This window comes from Lysinibacillus sp. CTST325 (assembly GCF_054665055.1).
Genome location: NZ_BAAFHO010000001.1, coordinates 1 through 21,045 on the forward strand (window position 1 = coordinate 1; position 21,045 = coordinate 21,045).

A 21,045-nucleotide genomic window follows, 5' to 3' on the forward strand; every position below is an offset into this window, starting at 1 on the left:
GTGATTTTTCCTTGTTTTGAACTAAGGCATTCAACTTTTTTAAATACTCATTTTCCATTTCTAGTTGTTTAATACGTGCTTCAAGTGTTTCGGTAGAGCCTTCGACTGGTGATTGTTTTGATTGTTTCGATTGTTTATTGAATTCTTTTTTCATGGATGGACGCCCCTTTTTCTTTGATTGAAGGGCATTTAATCCTTGAGTTTCAAATTGCTTTCTCCAAACACTAATTGTTGAAGGGGCAGGTATTTTAAAAATCGCTGCCGTTTCGTTTAAGGACGTACCGTTTTCAATCATAAAATTTAGTACATCCATTTTAAACGTTAGTGTGTAATTTGTATATGGCTTAATAAAAGCTTCCGCACCATTGTATTCATATTGCTTAACCCATTTAAAAATTGCCTGTTTATCAGTCCCCAAAGATTTAGCTATTTTATTAGCACTTTCATTTCCATTTAAGTAACGCTCAACTGCTTGTAATTTATCTTCTACAGTATATTTAGCCATAGAAAAACTGCACCTCCAATTGTTAGATGTGTCTAACAATTGGGGTGCAGTTCAATTAAGAGGTTTTCAACTTATTCACGTAATTTTACACTATAGTGTCTCATGGACTTAGGAATACCTTTTAATGCAAGCACCCCACTATAGACTAAAAATCTTATTCTACATTCTAAAAAGAATACACTTGGAAACGCTTCTATTAAAGGTAATAGTTCCGCAATCACTATCCCCGTCTTTATAAAATCTTTTGTTGTTTGTTCATTATGTAGCCTTTCGATCGTCTCTATAATAAGTGGATCAAAATAATTTTCTGGAACCCCTTTTATTTCATTATTAATCCATAAGCGCAGAATATCGTTAGTTTGTGATAATGTTTCCCATTCATTTTTGAAAATTCGACGGTCCTGAATAGTTAATGGCTTTTTTTCTTCTATGTTGATAAAAAGCTGTGCTAATTGCTGTGAACTAAGATGACTTGTCGCACAATTAGCCTTACTATGTTCTGTTGTATTAATAAGAAAAATCTCATTCGATTTATCTCGCAATAAATAGAGGAAAAAACGGAGCCCACATTGTTCATCAGCATTATTACCATACCAAATATAAATAGGAACATGATTAGAAATATCTTCTATTTCACGCAAAGTATTTGTAAACTTATTTTGATAAACATCTTCCTGTCCATCATTAATATTTTGAAATAACCAATTATATCGGAATGTTTGACCTCTTTTCTCCTCTAGCTTCCACAATGGTCCAATTGAGAAGCCATCAGGGAATCCAATCACATGTTTAGGTGGTGCTAGTGCTACTCTCACTGAACCAGCAGCAGATTCAGAACTCACAATATGAACTGCCTGCGTTGCTATTCGTTGATCTACAGAACGATGTTTTTGAATACAGTCATTGATAATTTCTACTATGTCGCTTAATTTATCTTGCTCAAGCCAGTAACTCCACCCCTAAGTTGCTTCACTTTCTTCATGATTGAATGCTTCAAATTGAACATGATGCTGTAATTCATAAGCTTCCCATTCACTCCTATCTATCAAATCCGATGCGTTCAGATAATTATGTGTTTTAATTCGATAGACAAAAACCGTATTTGATTCCAGTAAAAAATAAATATATGGATAATTTGCTTTTGATTCCATAACTCAACCCCCCTTTTATAAAAATTTTACCATATAAAAATTGGGAATGATTCGTCGTATTTTCAACTCTCTTACAACACTTGACTAATCAAATTTTGAAAAAGAAGTTAGATAACAGAAAAAATATGCTATATTATAGTTAGAAAATTTAGAATTTCTAATCATTAATTACAAAGGGGTTTGATGATTGTGTATGAAAATATTTTAAGACATCCAGGACCTACGCCAATTCCGAAAAAGGTTCAGCTTGCGATGAATCGCGATATTATTAGTCATCGAAGCAATGAATTTGTAGAGCTTTACCGTGAAACCATTGAATTAGTAAAACCTGTTTTCGGGACAAAGCAGGATGTTTTACTCCTTCCATCAGGAGGTACAGCAGCTTTAGAGGCCGCGGCGGTTAACACTGTTTCTGCTGGTGAAAATGTTGTTGTGATCACTGTTGGAGCATTCGGAGACTATTTCGTTTCGATTTGTGAGAAATACGGCTTTCATGTACATAAGCTTGAAAAAGAATGGGGACAAGCTTGCACAGCTAAGGAGTTACGAGAATTCTTGCTGCCGTTGAAAGATATTAAAGCTGTTTTTATCACATACAATGAAACTTCGACTGGTATCTTAAACCCAATTGCTGAATTAGCACAAGTTGTACGTGAGGAAACGGATGCATTATGTATTGTCGATGGTGTAAGTTGCATAGGTGGAGCTCCTGCTGAAATGGATGCCTGGGGAATCGATATTCTTGTTACTGGATCTCAAAAATCGATGATGCTACCTCCAGGACTTTCTCTTGTCAGCGTTAGTGACAGAGCTTGGAACGTAATTGAAGAAAATAATACACCGTCCTATTATTTAAACTTATTAAGCTATCGTAACTGGGCAGAAAAAGGGATGACGCCAAACACGCCTACTGTCACACTTATATATGGGCTTCACGAAGTATGTAAACTTATAGAGGAAGAAGGAGGCTTTGAACATACAGTTGCCCGCCACGAACTAATGAAAAACATGGTACGTGATGCAATGAATGCCCTTAATATTGAACTTCTCACTACTAATGAGCATGCTTCGCCAACTATTACAGCAATTATGGCACCAAAAGGGATTGTACTTGGTGACTTCTTGTCACATTTAAAGCAACACTATCATTTAGATTTCGCTGGAGGACTCGGAGATTTGCAGGGGAAAATTTTCAGATTCGGCCATATGGGCTATTGCTTCCCAAGTGATATTATACAGGCCGTTTCTTTAATGGAAGCAGCACTTCAAGACTTTGAATATGACTTCGAGCCAGGTGCAGGTGTACGGGCAGCACAGGAAGTATTTTTAACCGCTCAGCGAAAACAATGCCACGATAAAGTGAAACTTTAATCAGAGATCTCCATCGATGATTTGTCTTAACTAATCGGGCTTATATGGGTAGTTATTCTCCATTTTACTGCTTGCTAATGTGGGATAAAGCTTTAAACCTCCAAATCTCTGTATGGGTTTGGAGGTTTGTTTATTTATTTGAGTTAATTTCATAAATTTAATCCCTATAGTTTCAATGGGTCCCAAAAAAACTTTTCGTTATGGCCTTTTTTATTGAGGCTTGGACATAAATATTCTCGAGAAAAAGTGAAATCGCGGCGTCGATTTCACTTTTTTTTGAAAGCTATTAATAATTTACAAAATTTATTTGAGTAATGTGAGAGTTGTTGCGATTGCATTGTCAATAAATGATTTTTGCGGTTGAGATTTCATCATGACCGTTAATCCAATTAACGCCACAATTAGAGCCTGGGCTAAAGACTTTGCATCCGTTTCTTCCTCTAACTCACCCGATTGGATTCCTCGTTCAATTGTCTCCTGAAAAATGACGGCTAGATAAAGTTGATGTTCTCTCGTTAAGATTTCAAATCTTTCATCATGAGGAGCTAGTTCAACCATTGTATTGATGCAAAAACAGCCGTTACTAAGATCTTTCGTATATTCAGTAGCAATCACTTCTTCAAAAAAAATAGCAAATGCCTGTTTTACAGAGGCATGACTTTGAAGTCTAGCTCGTATATCAGCTGCACGAGATGTCGTATATCTACGAAGTGCTGCTTCGAATAGTTCCTTTTTATCACCAAAGGTTGAATAAATACTCGGACGTTGAATCCCCATTCTAGCAGTGAGATCACTTAAAGAAGTAGCTTCATAGCCCTTCTCCCAAAATAACTGCATGGCAGCCTCTAAAACTTTTTCCTCATCAAATTCACGGATCCTTGCCATAAAAAATCCACCTCCATTGTTTAAGAGTTATTGAGTTTGTCACTATAAAATTTTAAATACCAAACAGTATGTAAACATTGTATAATCAGCTGCTTTTATTGTCAATTTCCATTGTATATTGTAAATAAGGAGAAAAATAATTTCAAACAAAACCTTGACATTACAAATAACACTAAGATATATTTACCAATAATTATATTGTACCGAACGGTATGTTATAGTTAAAATCCAATACGAACGGAGGATATAGTGTGAACAATGACCTGAGGCAAGAAGTTGATGCATCTGCGTTGAATCTACAACCTTCTATGTCTAGAACTGTAACTTTATTATTCGCAACAGCCTGCGGAATGTCTGTCGCCAATATTTATTTCGCACAGCCGTTGCTTGATCAATTGTCTAATGAATTTAATATTGATCACTCGACAATAGGTATTGTAATTACCATCACGCAGATCTTTTATGGGTTGGGCTTATTACTACTGGTACCTCTTGGAGATTTACTAAACCAACGACGCTTGATTATCGGACAGATGCTATTATCCACAACGGCTTTGCTTATAGTTAGTACTGCTTCTTTTAGCGTGGTGCTTTTTACAGGTATGGGCTTAGTAGGTCTACTTGCAGTTGTGACGCAGACACTTGTGGCGTTTGCAGCAACTATGGCTTCCCCTACAGAACGTGGACGTGTTGTTGGTATTGTTACAAGCGGGATCGTCATTGGCATTCTGCTTGCTCGAACCTTCGCTGGTCTATTAACAGACCTTGCAGGATGGCGTTCCGTCTATCTAGTCTCTGCCGCCCTCATGCTTGTAATGGTTTGTATGTTTCTGAAGGTGTTACCAAAGGTGGAGCGTGAAGTAAAATCACTCCCCTATCATCAGCTAATTAAATCCGTGTTCACTCTGTTTATACAAGAAAGAACATTACGGATCCGCTCAGTTCTAGCCATGCTAATTTTTGCTGATTTCAGTATTTTGTGGACTTCACTTGTTTTGCCACTTAGTGCTCCACCATTAGCTCTTTCACATAGTGTAATTGGTGCATTTGGTCTCGTTGGAGTGGCTGGTGCACTAGCCGCAGCACAGGCCGGGAAACTGGCCGATCGAGGTTTCGGACAAAGAACGACAGGTATTGCTTTAGTTCTATTACTCATTTCATGGCTGTTTATCAACTATCTAGAACAGTCGTTATTGGCATTAATTGTAGGTATTGTGATGCTTGATTTAGCCGTACAGGCAGTACATGTCACTAATCAGACAATGATTCTTCCATTACGTACAGAAGCACGTAGTCGACTTACCGCTGGATATATGATGTATTATTCCATCGGCAGTGCTGGTGGCTCAATTGCTTCTACACAGATATATGCACACTTCGGTTGGGGAGGGGTTTCTTTCCTCGGAGCTTTAATCAGTGCAATTGCTCTTATTTTTTGGGTTACGACTAAACGGTTTACAAAATATTAGATTTGATAAGGAGAGATAACAAATGGAAATAGGAATTACCTCTTTTGTAGAAACAAAACCAGATGTTCATAGCGGTGAAATGATTAGTCATGCACAACGTTTGCGTGAAGTGGTTGAAGAAATCATTCTTGCAGATCAAGTGGGGCTGGATGTGTTTGGTGTTGGCGAGCACCATCGAGAAGATTATGCTGCTTCCTCTCCAGCAATGGTGCTATCTGCTGCAGCTCCACAAACAAAAAAGATTCGGCTCACAAGTGCAGTAACAGTTCTATCTTCGGCTGATCCTGTACGTGTCTTTCAGGATTTTTCCACATTAGATGGACTTTCAAATGGTCGTGCTGAGATTATGGCAGGTCGTGGTTCCTTTATCGAATCCTTCCCCTTGTTTGGCTACAATTTAAATGATTATGATGAACTATTTGAGGAACATTTGGACTTACTCCTCAAGATTCGCGAGTCAGAAAAAGTAGTATGGGAAGGTAGACATCGACCAGCAATCAATAATTTAGGTGTGTATCCAAGACCTGTTCAAAACTCCTTACCAATATGGGTTGGTAGTGGCGGAAATCAACAATCTGCCATCCGTGCAGGACTTTTAGGATTACCACTTATGCTAGCAATCATTGGTGGCAGTCCAATGCAGTTTGCACCTATCGTACAGCTCTATAAAAAGGCAGCTGCTCAAGCAGGGCATGATTTATCAAAACTTCAGGTGGGATCTCATTCAATAGGTTTTGTTGGCCCGAATACTGAATGGGCAGCGGATACATTCTTCCCATCAACAAAGGCGGGCATGAATAAATTAGGCAAAGAACGGGGTTGGCGATATTATGATCGCTCTAGCTATGATGCTGCACGAAGTTTTGAAGGAGCGTTATATGTAGGTGATCCAGATATAGTTGCTGAAAAAATCATCCACCTTCGTAAACATGTAGGGATTACACGTTTTATGCTGTACGTACCATTAAGTACAATGCCACATGATCAAGTCATGCAAGCTATAGAATTGCTCGGAACAAAAGTTGCTCCTCGTGTACGTGAGGAAGTTGCCAAATGGGAGAAGGAAATGGCACTAGAAGGACATCCATTTCTTTAAGATATCATTATTTAACAGGAGGAATTTATATGACGATCAATAATCGAATCTTGCCAGAATTAAGACAGACTTACTCCCAATTTCCAGGCTTTCGATTGGAGAAAGATTTAGAGTGGAGTCGAAGTCTTTTGTCCACCCCGCCTTCGGAGAAGTCAGAACTTGTACACACATCAAATCGTATGATTCCCAGAGGTGATGGAGACGAGATGTTGGTTAAAATTTATGAACCTGTTGAACGAAATAGTAAACAACTTCCAGCGATACTTTGGATTCATGGCGGTGGCTTCGTTATGGGACACCCTGATATGGATGATATTTTATGTGAACGCTTTGTTCAGACTGCTAATTGCGTTGTCGTTTCGGTTGATTATCGACTTGCTCCTGAGCATCCCTACCCGGCAGCAATAGAAGATTGTTATGCAGGGTTAGTATGGATGACAACCGAAGCAACTTCCATTGGCATCGATGTCAAACGGGTGGCGATTGCAGGCGCAAGTGGTGGCGGAGGACTAACAGCAGCTCTAGCATTAATGGCTCGTGATAAAGGAGGACCCTCAATTATATTCCAGATGCCACTGTATCCAATGCTTGATAACCGAAATGAAACACCTTCCAGCTACGAGATTACCGAGGATCATGCAATATGGAGTAGAACTAATAATTTGGCCGCTTGGTGTATGTACTTAGGTGAGGAAAAGGACACCCATGAGCGATCTCCGTATGCGGTCCCTTCAAGAGCAGATAACTTAGCAGGACTACCTCCAACTTATACATGTATAGGTCAACTCGATTTATTCCGAGATGAAACCATTGATTACGTGACACGTCTTGCCCAAGCAGGAGTAGATGTTGAATTCCAACTCTATCCTGGTAGCTTCCATTGCTTTGAAGTCTTTGTGCCAGAAGCGGAAGTAAGTCAACGAGCTAGTCAGAATTATTTAGATGCTATGACACGCGCTCTATATTCTTAACATCGGATAGCCATAAACTTCAAAAGAGGCCATCTCCCCTACTGACTGATTTGAAAAGTAGGACTGTACAAGAAAACGATACACCTAAGTAAAATTACAATTTAGGCCAATACTTCACGACAGAATAGACTGAATAATCTTTTACAGCCAGGATTATGAATATGAGTGCATTTTCAAAAGCTAAAAGTGTTATACTATTAAGCACGTTATAAATTGAGGAGTTAGACAGTATGAAATATTTTAAACCACAAATGCAGCAACTTGTGAAAGAAAACCGTGAATTACATGATCGCCTAAAAGAGTTAATGTCCGAAATGGATTTGCAAAAAAATTATGCTTTAAAAGCTCTATATCACGCTGAAGTAGCGGACGGTGGACGCTATCAGCAAGATTATCAAGCGTTGGACTATTTATATAAATAACTTTAAAAGTAATAAACGCAAGAATGTTGATTCCGATAGCATTCTTGCGTTTTCTCTTTAACTAACTACCTTAATCTTTAATTCTTGCTACTTCATTACCTTTGCCATGTATTCCTCACGCATTTCCACCGGCACCATACTTCCACCTGTTGCCCATACAAGATGGGTAGCTTGCTCCATCTTATCAACTAAATCATGCTTTTCTAAATAACTTTGTCCATTTTTCATTAGCTGAATTGGTCCGAACATCCCTGCATGCGCAGATGGCTCTAAAAATAGACCTTCCGAATCCATCGCTAAACCGAGCGACGTAAATAATTCTTCATCTTTCACTGTATAACAGCCGCTAATATAAGTTTCCATCACTTTACCAACAAATTTTGACGCACGACCAACAGCAAGGCCATCCGCTTCGGTTTTATTATTAAGGCCGATATCTTCTACACTAATCTCATCATGTAAACCTGTCATTAAGCCAATTGTCATACAAGGGGATGCTACGGGCTCAGCGAAAAAGATATGGGCATGTTCTCCAAAAATTTCACGTATGCCGTACGCAACTCCTCCCGGTCCTCCACCTACACCACATGGTAAATACACGAACAATGGATGGGCAGCATCCACAGTAATATTCGTCTTTTCAAACTGTGCTTTTAAACGCTTCGCCGCTACTGCATAGCCGGCAAATAGGTCCTTCGAATTTTCATCATCAATAAAATGACACATAGGATCTTGTTCAGCCTCTCGACGACCTTGTTCTACAGCAACACTATAATCTGCTTCATATTCAATAACCGTCGCACCTTTTTCACGCAGCAATGCTTTTTTCCACTCTTTTGCATCACTCGACATATGTACAACGACATTAAAGCCGAGTTTTTTGCCCATAATGCCGATACTCAATCCTAAATTACCTGTAGAACCTACGGCAATTGTGTATTGTTGAAAGAACGATTGCAAGTCCTCTGTTGCCAACACGGCATAACTATCCTCTTTTGTTAGCTTACCACTAGCAATCGCAAGTCGTTCTGCATGCCTTAATACTTCAAATATACCACCACGGGCTTTAATAGAGCCGGAAATTGGCAAGGCATGATCGCATTTTAAGATAAATTGACCTGGTATTAAAACATCAAATTCCTTTTCAAGAGCTTTCTTCATGAAAGGTATATCTAGTAAAGATGATTCAATAAGCCCTTTGCTTTCCAAAAGCTCTGGAAATGCTAAAGTTAAATAGGAAGAAAAGCGTTTAAGTGTTTCTTCTGCCTCCTCAACTTCCTCCATTGAAAAAAGATTTGTTTGCGCCTTTTTTTCTCGATTTGTATTTTCCCAAAGTACAGTATTATAATTTGCTAAATCATTTAGTCTCGGAAATTGATTAAATAGTTCGTGTTTAAGTTCATTTTTCATCTTAAGATTCCTCCGTTTTCTGAGCTAAAATCGCTCGTTCACAAATTTGTCGAAATTTCAATTCAAACGAAATATTGTTTTCTTGAGTTCGTTTTTTAGGTCCTTTCGTACGTCCTCCAGCTCGTCTAATTTTCTGTCCAACATGGCGCATATCGAGCAAACGTTCGATGTTTTCATTGGACATCTCTCGTCCATTTTGATCGATTGGATAACCTCCTCTTGCCAAAACCATAGCTGCTAAACCGTAATCCTGTGTAATGACAATATCATGCTTTGAAAGCGCATTCACTAGCGTAAAATCAACCGAATCTGGACCCTTAGGAACCATAATTGTTATTACATTATCACGTTCAATACGGTGGGATGTATCGCAAAACAAGATTGTTTCAATCTCAAACTCAGATGATATAGAAAGCGCTAAATCCACGACTGGACAGGCATCAGCGTCAATTAAAACCTTCACAATAAAGCATCATTCCTTTCTCATAATTAGATAAATCACTCGACCTATTATTATTTTGGTATAATAAATTCCCACCCCTATTTGTTCAATTTTTCACAAACTTTAGACTGTTAGAAAAAGTATTTTATTGAATAGTGCGAAAAATAGATATACGATACAAATATCAAATAACTGGAGGTTTTTTACTATGACAACTACAACTGTAAGCAACGAACAATTAGCAAAAGAATACGTTGATGGCGTATTCGAGCAACTAAAACAACAAAATAGTTATCAAGCGGAGTTCTTACAAGCAGCTGAAGAAATTTTCATTTCATTAGTGCCTGTATTTGCACAACACCCTGAATATATTAAAGCTAATATCTTATCTCGTATCGTTGAGCCAGATCGTATCATTTCTTTCCGTGTAGCTTGGCAAGATGATAACAATGAAGTCCAAGTAAACCGCGGTTACCGTGTACAATACAGCAACGTAATGGGCCCGTACAAAGGCGGTCTTCGCTTCCACCCTTCCGTAAATGAATCCATTATCAAATTTTTAGGTTTTGAACAAATCTTTAAAAATGCTTTAACAGGCCAACCAATCGGTGGTGGTAAAGGTGGTTCAAACTTCGATCCTAAAGGTAAATCAGATTCGGAAATCATGCGTTTCTGTCAAGCATTCATGACTGAATTATACCGCCATATTGGTCCAGATGTCGATGTTCCAGCAGGTGATATTGGTGTTGGCGCTCGTGAAGTAGGTTATTTATGGGGCCAATATAAGCGTTTAACAAACGCAAACGAATCTGGTGTATTAACTGGTAAAACTCCTGGCTACGGTGGTTCTTTAGCCCGTAAAGAGGCAACTGGGTATGGTACTGTATATTTTGTAAATGAAATGCTAAAAGATGTCAACGATTCATTCGAAGGTAAAACAGTTGTAGTTTCTGGTTCTGGTAACGTTTCAACATATGCTATTGAAAAAGCACAAGCTTATGGCGCAAAAGTGGTTGCTTGCTCTGACTCTTCAGGCTATATTTACGACCCAGAAGGTTTAGATCTTGATGCAATTAAAGAAATTAAAGAAGTAAAAGGCGATCGTATCTCCACATACCTTAACTATCGTCCAACTGCTACATTTACAGAAGGTTGCACTGGTATCTGGACGATCCCTTGTGACATCGCGCTTCCATGTGCTACACAAAATGAAATTAATGGCGATTCAGCTCGTACTTTAATCTCTAACGGAGTGAAAGCTATTGGTGAAGGTGCAAACATGCCATCAGATCTTGAAGCCATTAACGAATTCTTAAATGCTGGCGTATTATTCGGTCCTGCTAAAGCTGCTAATGCTGGAGGTGTTGCTGTATCTGCTCTTGAAATGGCGCAAGATTCAAGTCGCGTTTTCTGGTCATTTGAAAAAGTAGATGCTAAATTACATGAAATTATGAAAAACATTTATGCGGACAGTAAAGCAGCTGCCGAAAAATATGGTTACCCTGGGAACCTTGTAGTTGGCGCGAACATCGCTGGCTTCATTAAAGTTGCTGATGGTATGCTAGCTGAAGGCGTTTATTAATTACAATTTCAGAATCCTTTTAACCCATCCTAAGATGATAACGAATATTCGTTATCATCTTATTTTCCATTAGAAACGAAGTTAAAAAACATAAAAACCATCATCTAAAACGAACATTTTTACTATTAAACATTTAAAACATTCGTGTTATAATAATGGAGTACTACGAAATATTGGAGGGTTTTTTGTGGAATTATTGTATACAGGTAAAACGAAAAATGTGTTTCAATTAGAAGATGGTCATTACTTATTAAAATTTAAAGATGATGTAACTGGAGAGAACGGCGTATTCGATCCAGGTGCTAATACTGTTGGATTAACAATCGACGGTGCTGGATTAGCTGGACTTCGCTTAACTTCTTATTTCTACTCAAAACTAAACGAACAAGGTGTTCCTACTCACTACGTTGATGCAAACTTCAACGATGCAACAATGACAGTAAAGCCTGCAACTGTTTTCGGTAAAGGGTTAGAGGTCATTTGCCGCTTCAAGGCAGTAGGCTCTTTCCTACGTCGCTATGGTGCTTACGTTAAAGAAGGACAAGACTTAGATTCTTTCGTAGAAGTTACAATCAAAGATGACGATCGACTAGATCCTCCTATTTCTGAAGATGCTTTAGCCATGTTAAACCTGTTAACACACGAAGAATACGCAATTTTAAAGCAACGCACAATTGAAATTGCTAAATTTGTTGCTGCTGAGCTTGACAAAAAAGGGTTAACACTTTATGATATTAAACTAGAGTTTGGCCGCGATGCTAAAACAAATGAAATTTTATTAATAGATGAAATTTCAGGTGGTAATATGCGTGCTTACAAAGGCGAACAATACATAGAACCATTAGAGCTTGAAAAAATTATGTTAGCTGAATAAAAAACCATTCTATTAAAATGCCATGCCTGACTAGATACGAGTAATCAAAAAGAGTCGCTTTCTTGCGGCTCTTTTTGTTGCTAAGATGTTTTTTCGAAACTTTTCATTCGTTCAGTCGTATACTAATTATACGCATAATGCATTTATACTATTATTTTGGAGGTAATTTAATGGATGACTTTAATGAAACATCACAAGAAAGGTTAAAGGTTAATCCATTTTTGTCTATTTGGTTGCATCCAAAGCAAACAACCCGTTACATGATAGAAGAAAAATCAATAGGTTTTGCGATTCTTCTTTTGTCAATTGGTTATATTGGTGTTACACTTTCAGAAGTTATCGATGAGACATTTATGATAAACTGGTCTCCTTGGCTTATCCTACTATTTTGTGCTATTCTATCACCGATTGGTGGAATAATCAGTACGGCTTTTGTTGCACTAATCGCTTGGCTGGTCGGTAAACTTTTTAAAGGAACAGGTACGTATTTAAACCTATTCAAAGGGCTAAGTTTAACTGCTATTCCAGCTATGGTACTTATTCCTTTTTATTTAGTTTGGTTATTTACATCACCTGAGTCTTTAATGGATCCTGACTTCGCCGGGTCTTACCCTTGGATTATTTGGCCTGCAATTTTATTATCGCTTGTGGTTGCAATTTGGAACGCCGTTATTACAGTAGGAATTGTTGCAGAAGCACACCAAATAAACAATTGGATGGCCTTCTTTACACTCTTTATTCCAAGCATTATTTTCATTATCCTACTCATTATTCTGATGATTGTTCTCTTTTTAATTGTCGGCGTTTTTGCCGGAACGATGTAAAAAATCTCCCCTCTCTCTATGAGAGTGGGAGATTTTTTAGATTCACAATTGTTTAAGTATAGTAGATTATTCACGTTAAACCGAAAGCACTGTATTTTGTTGGAACAGCTCTGACACACCTGACTCAACAGCTGCACCACTTACAGCTTGCGAAACAATTTCAACAACTCGCTCATCTAATGATTTAGGTACTATATATTCCTCCGTTAATTCCTCATCACTTACAAGAGCGGCTATCGCTTCCACTGCAGCTATTTTCATTGCCTCATTAATATCTGTTGCTCGAACATCCAATGCTCCACGGAAAATACCAGGGAAAGCAAGCACATTATTAATTTGATTTGGATAATCGGAGCGCCCTGTCCCCATAATACGTACACCCCATGCTTTAGCATTTTCATACGTAATTTCAGGATTTGGATTTGCTAGTGCAAACACGACTGGATCCTCATTCATTGAAGCAATATGTGCTTCTGTTAATAAATTGGCAACCGATACACCGATAAAGACGTCAGCACCTTTAATGGCATCGTCCAATGTTCCATGTATTTTTTCAGGATTTGTTAAATGGGCCACCGTTTCTTTAATTGGATTCATACCTTCAGCGCGACCTTCATAAATGATACCTTTTGTATCGCACATATAAATATTTTTATAACCCATTTGTACAAGGATACGCAAAATAGCAATACCCGCTGCTCCGGCACCATTAATTACGACCTTCATCGTTGCCACATCTTTTTTCACAATACGATTGGCATTAATCATCCCTGCACCTACTACAATCGCCGTTCCATGCTGGTCATCATGGAATACAGGGATATCACATTCTTGGCGCAGACGATCTTCAATTTCAAAGCATCTCGGCGCTGAAATATCTTCTAAATTTACAGCACCAAAAGTGGGAGCAAGCGCCTTCACAATGCTGACGATTTCATCCGTATTCTTCGTATCTAAACAAATAGGAAAAGCATCAACATTGGCAAAACGCTTTAATAAAATAGCCTTCCCCTCCATTACTGGTAATGCTGCCTTCGGACCAATATCCCCTAACCCTAATACCGCCGTACCATCTGAAACAACCGCTACCATATTACCTTTCATTGTATAGTCGTAAACAAGTGATGGATTTCTTTCAATCTCTACACAAGGTGCAGCTACCCCTGGCGAATACGCAAGACTTAAATCATATGAATCTTGCACAGGAACCTTAGAAATCACCTCTAATTTCCCACTATAATACTCGTGCATTTCTAAAGCCTTTTTCATAATGTCCATTCAATCCCATCCTTTTCTTTTGAATTATTATATATTTTAGAATCATAATACTTTGTGAAAGTAAAGTCAATGAATTTTCTGTCAATTTTATTTCCCCTTCGAAATAGCGCTATTTATTATCATTAAAGTCACTTATTTGTTTTGTTATCAACTTCACAATCAATTTTTTTAATATAATAAAAACATCGATTTGCCTTATAAAAAATGTACAAATGCCGCCATTAAGCCTGTTCAACTTTTCACATAGTATTTTTCTTGTGTAAATGAGAAATTTTTCACAAACTAATGTAAGCGTATCCATTATTCCATCTGGTTCCGTCACATTTTCTTCACATTTTTTCACAAAGTTTTTTACTATGCATTCTCAAGTATTCTTTTTTTATTTTCTGAACCCCTCGATTTCAAAACAAAAAAGAGCCCTTATTTTAAGGACTCATGCGTAAATTTATTTATAAAAGCAGTGATAATATGCTTGGAAGACCACTGTTCTCCTGATACTTTTGTAATCGGATAATCACGTGAAAAGATTGATTTTGTCATTTCTTCTACCGAATAACCTTTATCAAATATTCGCCTTATATTACTCTCCATTTCTTCTAAATAAGCAATTTTTTCTTGTATTTTCGCTCGACCATCCGCTAAAAAGCCCGCATGACAGCAATAAACGACTTCGAAATCATAGTTTAATATTTTCTTCAAAGACGCCAAGGTATGTACGATATTTTCTTCATCAAGGACAACCTTAGTTTTCGTCTGTATATACAAATCTCCTGTAAACATAGCACCTGTTTCTCGATTGTAAAATGATACATGATCTGTCGTATGCCCTGGTGTTTCGATAACGTCCCATGTAGCTGATTTCGTTTTCAATGTATCGCCTAACGGTTGAACATTAAACGCTGGCCGCTCCCCCCATAATGCCTGTCGATAAAAAGGATACTCTCCATCCTTTGCACAAATACTTATCGAATCACGATGAATATAGATAGGTACATTCTTATGTTGCTGAATCCATGCTGCATTTCCTGAGTGATCCTCATGAGAATGAGTGAGCGCCAATTGTTCAATCGGTATTTCGTTAAAAAAGGATTGGAACTCCTGCGAAAGTGAACATGAGCCTGTATCAATTAGTAATCCATCTACAAAAAAGCTATAAACACTCATTCCAATCCCCTGAACTGCCACTTCACCATGAGCACATTGCACTTCACGATTTCGCTGAATGTCTATACTTTTCACTCGTTCAAACATCCTTTTCCCCCCTTTGTAAAAAGAGTGTAGCATAAAATGAATAATCAGTCATTTTATGAATACATCACAACTCGCATTGTTGATGTAATATCCTTTGTCAAATGATGCAAGGGAAATAAATGTAAATTGAAGATTGCTATTAAAATAGCTCCTACTATTATAGTGAGACCATTGCATCGTATTCTATATTCATTAGAAAAATCCAGCATGCTGTAGCAGAGGGTACAATCCACATATATTGTTTCATAATTCGTCGCTCTAGCGGTTCTATCCACGATTTTGGCGGGGCTATCCACGACTTTGGCTTCTCTATCCGTCGCTTTGACGATTCTATCCGTCACCTCGGCGATTCTATCCGTCGCTCTGATCATGCTTTCCGTCGCTTCGACTATTCTTTCCGTCGTTTCTGCCACTCTTTCCGTCACTTCGACCACTTTCCGTCGTTCTGATCATTCTATCCGTCGCTTTGACCATGCTTTCCGTCACTTCGACTATTCTTTCCGTCGCTTCTGCCACTCTTTCCGTCACTTCGACCACTTTCCGTCGTTCTGACGATTCTATCCGTCGCTCTGATCATGCTTTCCGTCGCTTCGACTACTCTTTCCGTCGTTTCTGCCACTCTTTCCGTCACTTCGACCACTTTCCGTCGTTCTGACGATTCTATCCGTCGTTCTGATCATGCTTTCCGTCGCTTCGACTATTCTTTCCGTCGTTTCTGCCACTCTTTCCGTCACTTCGACCACTTTCCGTCGTTCTGACGATTCTATCCGTCGCTCTGATCATGCTTTCCGTCACTTCGACTATTCTTTCCGTCGTTTCTGCCACTCTTTCCGTCACTTCGACCACTTTCCGTCGTTCTGACGATTCTATCCGTCGCTCTGCTAATTCTTTCCGTCGCTTTGACCGCTCTATCCGTCTCATCCGTGCTACCCTTTCCACACCAATAAAAGCAAAAAAACGCCCACCAAAGTGAGCGTTTCTTCCTCCATCATTTATTCATTTGTTCCTTTTTCTACATCATATTGTGTAATCCAGTCACTAAAGCTGCCTACATACAATTGAATATTTTCATAACCTTCATCTGCTAGCACTGCATACAATGGTGATGCGGTAACACCGCTGCCACAATACACAACAACATGCTCATCATGAGCAACCTTGCTGCGTAGCTCATCATTAGCTTGTAGACGACCATCTAACTTTAATTGTTCCCAGTCAAAGTTTTTCGCTGTAGGAATATGTCCAGCTACCATATCAAGGGGCTCAACATCACCACGGTAGCGAGCTGCGGCACGTGCATCTAGCAACGTCGCATTGACTTCTCCATCTACAATAGCTTTAACTGCTTCACGTGGAGCATATAGTTCATCTCGCCAAACAAATTCAATCGTAGTCGGTGGATATTTTATAATATCTTTTGTGAAAGATATTTTTTCCTCGAGCGCAGGTGCACCACCATTCACAATCACTACATTTGGAAAACCTGCATATGTCAGCATCCACCAAGCACGTGGTGCAAATGGCGCTGCGCCTTGATCGTAAATGATAATTTGATCCTCATAGCTTAATCCTAATCCTTGAAATACTGCCGATAGCTTTTCTTTATTTGGCATAGGATGGCGACCATTGCTAGACCCCATATCTGATAGATCCTGCTCCAGATCGATATAAATCGCTCCTGGTGCATGTCCCACTTCAAATAGTGTATTCCCCGCCTCTTTGTTTTGTAAATCAAAGCGAGCATCTACGAAACGGACTCCATCTAACTGAATTTCCTCAACTGATTTGAATACTTTTCCCAAATGAATCACCTCATGCGTATTGTAATTGTTCGTAAATAGCTTTCCAAGAAGCTAAACGACTTTCTTCCTGAAGTGCAAGTCTTTCTGTGGCAATTTGTTCAAGTGCTTGATGGTAAATATGCAGACGTAATTTCTCTGCCTCCTCAGCAATATAGGTAATAGCCCATGTCATGAGGGATACTTTCTGTGAATCTAAATAGTTTTGCGCATCTGGTTTTGTTAATACTTCAAGCGCCTCACTTAGCTTCAATTTTTCATTCTTCTCAAAGAATGCCTTTTGATTGCGGAAGTGTGATTTAACACCCGAATATTTCGTGATATCTGTAAATGGGCCCTCAAAATCAAGTAAATCTGGCTCAGAAGATTCAAACGCTAAGAATGAGAAGCTACGGTTTAATTCTTTCAGCTCACGTACTTCATCTTTAAAGCGTAATTGCATCTTCTTACTAATAAACTGTGATAAACGGAAGTTTGTTACACGCATTTCTTGTGTAAAGTCAAAGCGTAAACTTTGCATTACTTCTTTTAGAGCATGCTCTAATGCATACTGAGCTGGCATTGCAGCAAATGTTGAAGGATTATAACCTTCCTTAAAGAACTCTGGGTAACGATAATACACACGTTGAAGAACATAATACAATAATTCATCAAGCTCTTGCTTCGTTTCACTTTCTAACATACTTGTATTAAGCGTATTAAACTTCGATGTTATATGCTGCTCAAGAGTTGTTAATTCCTCTAAACGCTCATCCTTACGCTTTAAGTTCTCTTCTGTCTGCGCAATTAAGTCACCTAAACGTTGCTCCGTTTTATCGACTTCCTCAGCAAGTGCCTGAACAGCCAATGCACTTAATTCATCATTTAAGAATGTGTGGAAGGCATCTTCGAAAGGTGGCATACCTGATGTTAAATCACCACCCTCTACTTTTTCCTTTAATGCCAATAAGCTCGACACACCGTAAAGTCGAGGGAAGCGAATGCCAAAGCGTTGTAGCTCTGAACGTACATAGCCTTTTACATCTTCCTGCTCTTCTTCTGTTGTCGCTAAATCTATCGCATTGACGATAAAGAACATTTTATCAAGTTCGAAGGCATCCTTCACACGCCCTAGCTGAATTAAAAACTCACGGTCAGCTTTAGCAAAAGCATGATTATAATAAGTAATAAACAAGATTGCATCAGCATTACGAATATATTCAAACGCAACACCTGTATGACGCGCATTAATAGAATCTGCTCCTGGTGTGTCAACAAGTGTCACACCCATGCGTGTTAACGGACTATCATAATAGAAGTCAATATTATCGACAAAGCATGATTTATTTTCCTGCGCAACAAATTTTTCGAACTCTTCACGATTAACACGTAATACTTTTCCAAGCTCAGACTTAAATGTAGGGAATCCTTCTTTAAATGCACGAATAAATGATTTATGCACATTTAAGCGTTCGTCTGATAACTGTACCGCAAGTCCTTCATCTGCACGATTATACGCCTCTTCTAAAGAAGAAACCGATAAACCAACTGCTGCATATGAAGCTTGAATATCCTCTAGCATTTGGTCAGCTGTTTTTAACAGTACATCTGCTGTTTCATGCGGATGCTCTGGTGTTACAGGACGAATTTTATTAATAGCCGCTGTTGTAGGGTTTGGTGATACAGGTAAAACTTTAGCACCCATTAACGCATTAGAGAATGAAGATTTCCCTGCACTAAATGCACCGAAAAGCGCGATTGTGAAATCCTTTTTCTGTAATCGTTCTACTTTATTTTCTAAGTAAGTTGCTACTTCCGCAAAGCCTTGTACATCTTTTACCGAATTTGCCGTATGAAGTGCACGCTTCACTACACCCTCAATAGGAAGGCTTGTTGCACTTACTGCTTGCTGTACCTCTTCCTGCTGTAACGCTTCCTCTTTTGGCTTTAACATCGATTCATCAAACAATCGAATATCTGCTAAATCTTTCTTAAAGGCATGATCCCAATTTGTAAGCTGTTGATTTGCTAGCTGACGTATTTCATTGCTTGCCTGATGCATAATACTTGCACTATATTGCTGATAGCCCTCGATTTCAAGCACTGCCTGAATAGCATCAACTTTCGCTTGCATCCCAGCCATTTTTAATTTAGATGGAGCTGCTGTTTCAGTAGCCACTGCTTCTAAAGTTGTTGCTTGTGCATCCTTCCAATTATCTGTTTCCTGGATGAAGTAGCGTTTAGTTGCCTCTGCCACGCGGTTTGCGAAGTTTAGAACGGCATCTCCAGTTAATATAGCACCAACTTGTACCTGCTGCTCAATAAGGGAGAATGGTAATTCAAAGGCGTAGGCATCAATAGCTGTAGCACGTTCTTCATTTAATGCACTAACATCCTTTAACACCTTTTTCATTAGCCCTTTTAAATGTCCAGTAATCTGTGCATGCACAACATTTTGATAGGCACTATAGGCATCCTCTTTACGGCGGTTACGCTCTTCTTCTGTTTTCTTCTTAGCAGTAAATAAGCCTCCTACCTTGAAATCATCCTGCTGACTCTCTAAATACAGACGTAATTTATCGCGTAAATCAGCTGGCATAATGGCAGCATTCGCAAGAAGTTCTTTACGTTGCTCCTCGAAGGTTTCATTCCATGCCTCAATCGAGAACAATTCAACTTGGCGATTTAGCTTATTGTACTGCTCTAAAATATCTTTATGGTTTGCCCAGTCATCGGCACTTAATACATCTTCATCGATGTCTAAACGATCTTCTCTTTCTTCTGTTAAATAAGTGTCATGCTCACTTTGTAATAAACGCAGCGTATTTGATGCTGTCTGTACAAGTTGATCCTGCCAATCATTCATACTATCCATAACAATTTTCTTAACAGCTTTAAAATCGTTATTAGGGTGCTCAGGCTCTCTTAATGAAGTGAAAAATACACCTTTTGGTACTACACCCCAAGCCGCAAAGGAATTGTGAACTGTTGCTTTAAATTCCTCAAAACTTAATTCATTTTCATTATGCTTATCAATCATGTTAACGATTAAATAAACGTTTGGATTGTACTTCATTAATTGCTTTGTAAATTGAAAATTCAATTCTGATTGCACGTGATTGTAGTCCATTGTATAAAATACGATATCAGCAATATGAAGGGCTGACTCTGTTGACATACGGTGTGCATCATCTGTCGAATCGACACCTGGCGTATCCATAACTGTGACGCCTAATGGTAATGTCGATGTACTATGACCAATTTCAATTTGAGACACTAGGTCCCCATTTTTACTAAGCTCTTTCACTGTTTTAAAATCATAACCCGCTTCAAATTTTACAGGCTTCTCATTGTGCATATAGACAATCGCAAAGTCTTCATCTGATTTATGGACTTTGACGATATTGGCACTCGTTGGAATAGGGCTTGACGCAAGTAAATCTTCACCTGATAGCGCGTTAATCATACTCGACTTACCAGCAGAGAAATGGCCAGCAAAGCCGATAACATATTCTTTTTGCTGTATTTTACGTGCAAAAAGTGATGTCTTATCCATACGCTCTGTATCACCATTATGCTGATAAATTATGTATTGTAACGAAGCTTGCTTTAATAGCGCCTCCAACTGTTGTTCAAAATCATTCATAAAACCAGTAACCCCTTTATTCATATTAATCAATTTCGCCTTGGCGTAATTGTTGCTGTCGTTGCGCTTTCGCACAGATAAACAATGCGT

General features: G+C 38.6%; 20 protein-coding genes and 1 pseudogene. 11 read left to right on the forward strand and 10 right to left on the reverse strand.

Annotated elements, in window-relative coordinates:
* From ACYQ73_RS00005 to ACYQ73_RS00015, 3 genes and pseudogenes are all read right to left on the reverse strand, one after another.
* Positions 1–505, reverse strand: a pseudogene (locus tag ACYQ73_RS00005) (transposase); the annotation flags it as partial.
* A gap of 71 nt (positions 506–576) precedes the next feature.
* A complete protein-coding gene (locus ACYQ73_RS00010; RefSeq protein WP_460010571.1) occupies positions 577–1,347 on the reverse strand; it encodes a DUF1835 domain-containing protein in 771 nt (256 codons plus the stop codon).
* Positions 1,348–1,464: 117 nt separating this feature from the next.
* Positions 1,465–1,656, reverse strand: a complete 192-nt coding sequence (locus ACYQ73_RS00015) for a hypothetical protein (protein WP_460010572.1) — start codon at positions 1,654–1,656, stop codon at positions 1,465–1,467.
* Positions 1,657–1,845: 189 nt separating this feature from the next.
* On the opposite strand from ACYQ73_RS00015, the gene ACYQ73_RS00020 reads away from it, so the two are divergent.
* On the forward strand, positions 1,846–3,027 hold the full coding sequence (locus tag ACYQ73_RS00020) for a pyridoxal-phosphate-dependent aminotransferase family protein (protein WP_460010573.1): 1,182 nt from the start codon (positions 1,846–1,848) through the stop codon (positions 3,025–3,027).
* Between the two features lie 303 nt (positions 3,028–3,330).
* Here the strand turns inward: ACYQ73_RS00020 and ACYQ73_RS00025 are convergent, their stop codons facing one another.
* Entirely contained in the window at positions 3,331–3,912 is a 582-nt protein-coding gene (locus tag ACYQ73_RS00025) for a TetR/AcrR family transcriptional regulator (protein ID WP_460010574.1), read from the reverse strand.
* A 308-nt stretch (positions 3,913–4,220) separates the two neighbouring features.
* Between ACYQ73_RS00025 and ACYQ73_RS00030 the strand changes: the two genes are divergently transcribed.
* The 4 genes from ACYQ73_RS00030 (at position 4,221) to ACYQ73_RS00045 (ending at position 7,870) form a co-directional block, all read left to right on the forward strand.
* Positions 4,221–5,381, forward strand: a complete 1,161-nt coding sequence (locus tag ACYQ73_RS00030; RefSeq protein WP_460011491.1) for an MFS transporter — start codon at positions 4,221–4,223, stop codon at positions 5,379–5,381.
* 22 nt (positions 5,382–5,403) lie between these two features.
* Positions 5,404–6,477, forward strand: coding sequence for an LLM class flavin-dependent oxidoreductase (locus tag ACYQ73_RS00035; protein ID WP_460010575.1), 1,074 nt, complete (start codon positions 5,404–5,406; stop codon positions 6,475–6,477).
* Between the two features lie 29 nt (positions 6,478–6,506).
* Positions 6,507–7,448 carry an alpha/beta hydrolase gene (locus ACYQ73_RS00040; protein WP_460010576.1) on the forward strand — a complete coding sequence of 314 codons (942 nt, stop codon included), beginning with the start codon at positions 6,507–6,509 and terminating at the stop codon, positions 7,446–7,448.
* Between the two features lie 230 nt (positions 7,449–7,678).
* Positions 7,679–7,870, forward strand: coding sequence for a hypothetical protein (locus ACYQ73_RS00045; protein ID WP_049666523.1), 192 nt, complete (start codon positions 7,679–7,681; stop codon positions 7,868–7,870).
* Positions 7,871–7,957: 87 nt separating this feature from the next.
* Here ACYQ73_RS00045 and ACYQ73_RS00050 read toward each other — a convergent pair whose 3' ends face one another.
* Positions 7,958–9,280: a D-serine ammonia-lyase gene (locus ACYQ73_RS00050; RefSeq protein WP_460010577.1), complete on the reverse strand. Its 1,323-nt coding sequence runs from the start codon at positions 9,278–9,280 to the stop codon at positions 7,958–7,960.
* Between the two features lies 1 nt (position 9,281).
* On the reverse strand, positions 9,282–9,743 hold the full coding sequence (locus ACYQ73_RS00055) for a YaiI/YqxD family protein (RefSeq protein WP_460010578.1): 462 nt from the start codon (positions 9,741–9,743) through the stop codon (positions 9,282–9,284).
* Between the two features lie 187 nt (positions 9,744–9,930).
* Between ACYQ73_RS00055 and gdhA the strand changes: the two genes are divergently transcribed.
* The 3 genes from gdhA (at position 9,931) to ACYQ73_RS00070 (ending at position 13,002) form a co-directional block, all read left to right on the forward strand.
* Positions 9,931–11,304 (forward strand): NADP-specific glutamate dehydrogenase, encoded by a 1,374-nt coding sequence (gene gdhA, locus ACYQ73_RS00060; RefSeq protein WP_460010579.1) that lies wholly within the window; start codon positions 9,931–9,933, stop codon positions 11,302–11,304.
* A gap of 187 nt (positions 11,305–11,491) precedes the next feature.
* Entirely contained in the window at positions 11,492–12,178 is a 687-nt protein-coding gene (locus ACYQ73_RS00065) for a phosphoribosylaminoimidazolesuccinocarboxamide synthase (RefSeq protein WP_323653865.1), read from the forward strand.
* A 170-nt stretch (positions 12,179–12,348) separates the two neighbouring features.
* On the forward strand, positions 12,349–13,002 hold the full coding sequence (locus tag ACYQ73_RS00070) for a Yip1 family protein (protein WP_460010580.1): 654 nt from the start codon (positions 12,349–12,351) through the stop codon (positions 13,000–13,002).
* Positions 13,003–13,077: 75 nt separating this feature from the next.
* Here the strand turns inward: ACYQ73_RS00070 and ACYQ73_RS00075 are convergent, their stop codons facing one another.
* Together ACYQ73_RS00075 and ACYQ73_RS00080 are read right to left on the reverse strand one after the other, a co-directional pair.
* Positions 13,078–14,280 carry an NAD(P)-dependent malic enzyme gene (locus ACYQ73_RS00075; RefSeq protein ID WP_460010581.1) on the reverse strand — a complete coding sequence of 401 codons (1,203 nt, stop codon included), beginning with the start codon at positions 14,278–14,280 and terminating at the stop codon, positions 13,078–13,080.
* Positions 14,281–14,700: 420 nt separating this feature from the next.
* Positions 14,701–15,531 (reverse strand): MBL fold metallo-hydrolase, encoded by an 831-nt coding sequence (locus ACYQ73_RS00080; RefSeq protein ID WP_460010582.1) that lies wholly within the window; start codon positions 15,529–15,531, stop codon positions 14,701–14,703.
* A gap of 279 nt (positions 15,532–15,810) precedes the next feature.
* On the opposite strand from ACYQ73_RS00080, the gene ACYQ73_RS00085 reads away from it, so the two are divergent.
* Genes ACYQ73_RS00085 through ACYQ73_RS00095 form a run of 3 tightly spaced genes read left to right on the forward strand, consistent with a single transcriptional unit; the run spans position 15,811 to position 16,504 of the window.
* A complete protein-coding gene (locus ACYQ73_RS00085; protein ID WP_460010583.1) occupies positions 15,811–16,083 on the forward strand; it encodes a hypothetical protein in 273 nt (90 codons plus the stop codon).
* A 23-nt stretch (positions 16,084–16,106) separates the two neighbouring features.
* Positions 16,107–16,289, forward strand: a complete 183-nt coding sequence (locus ACYQ73_RS00090) for a hypothetical protein (RefSeq protein WP_460010584.1) — start codon at positions 16,107–16,109, stop codon at positions 16,287–16,289.
* 23 nt (positions 16,290–16,312) lie between these two features.
* A complete protein-coding gene (locus ACYQ73_RS00095) occupies positions 16,313–16,504 on the forward strand; it encodes a hypothetical protein (RefSeq protein ID WP_460010585.1) in 192 nt (63 codons plus the stop codon).
* A 19-nt stretch (positions 16,505–16,523) separates the two neighbouring features.
* Here ACYQ73_RS00095 and ACYQ73_RS00100 read toward each other — a convergent pair whose 3' ends face one another.
* Together ACYQ73_RS00100 and ACYQ73_RS00105 are read right to left on the reverse strand one after the other, a co-directional pair.
* Positions 16,524–17,333 (reverse strand): sulfurtransferase, encoded by an 810-nt coding sequence (locus tag ACYQ73_RS00100; RefSeq protein WP_460010586.1) that lies wholly within the window; start codon positions 17,331–17,333, stop codon positions 16,524–16,526.
* A gap of 10 nt (positions 17,334–17,343) precedes the next feature.
* A complete protein-coding gene (locus ACYQ73_RS00105; protein WP_460010587.1) occupies positions 17,344–20,955 on the reverse strand; it encodes a dynamin family protein in 3,612 nt (1,203 codons plus the stop codon).
* Between the last annotated feature and the right edge of the window lie 90 nt (positions 20,956–21,045).

Coding starts and splice junctions, on each gene's coding strand:
- ACYQ73_RS00035 (WP_460010575.1), top strand. CDS start 5,404: ATGGAAATAGGAATTACCTCTTTTGTAGAAACAAAACCAGATGTTCAT.
- ACYQ73_RS00045 (WP_049666523.1), top strand. CDS start 7,679: ATGAAATATTTTAAACCACAAATGCAGCAACTTGTGAAAGAAAACCGT.
- ACYQ73_RS00025 (WP_460010574.1), bottom strand. CDS start 3,912: ATGGCAAGGATCCGTGAATTTGATGAGGAAAAAGTTTTAGAGGCTGCC.
- gdhA (WP_460010579.1), top strand. CDS start 9,931: ATGACAACTACAACTGTAAGCAACGAACAATTAGCAAAAGAATACGTT.
- ACYQ73_RS00015 (WP_460010572.1), bottom strand. CDS start 1,656: ATGGAATCAAAAGCAAATTATCCATATATTTATTTTTTACTGGAATCA.
- ACYQ73_RS00105 (WP_460010587.1), bottom strand. CDS start 20,955: ATGAATGATTTTGAACAACAGTTGGAGGCGCTATTAAAGCAAGCTTCG.
- ACYQ73_RS00070 (WP_460010580.1), top strand. CDS start 12,349: ATGGATGACTTTAATGAAACATCACAAGAAAGGTTAAAGGTTAATCCA.
- ACYQ73_RS00030 (WP_460011491.1), top strand. CDS start 4,221: ATGTCTAGAACTGTAACTTTATTATTCGCAACAGCCTGCGGAATGTCT.
- ACYQ73_RS00090 (WP_460010584.1), top strand. CDS start 16,107: ATGCTTTCCGTCGCTTCGACTACTCTTTCCGTCGTTTCTGCCACTCTT.
- ACYQ73_RS00080 (WP_460010582.1), bottom strand. CDS start 15,531: ATGTTTGAACGAGTGAAAAGTATAGACATTCAGCGAAATCGTGAAGTG.
- ACYQ73_RS00075 (WP_460010581.1), bottom strand. CDS start 14,280: ATGGACATTATGAAAAAGGCTTTAGAAATGCACGAGTATTATAGTGGG.
- ACYQ73_RS00050 (WP_460010577.1), bottom strand. CDS start 9,280: ATGAAAAATGAACTTAAACACGAACTATTTAATCAATTTCCGAGACTA.
- ACYQ73_RS00095 (WP_460010585.1), top strand. CDS start 16,313: ATGCTTTCCGTCACTTCGACTATTCTTTCCGTCGTTTCTGCCACTCTT.
- ACYQ73_RS00040 (WP_460010576.1), top strand. CDS start 6,507: ATGACGATCAATAATCGAATCTTGCCAGAATTAAGACAGACTTACTCC.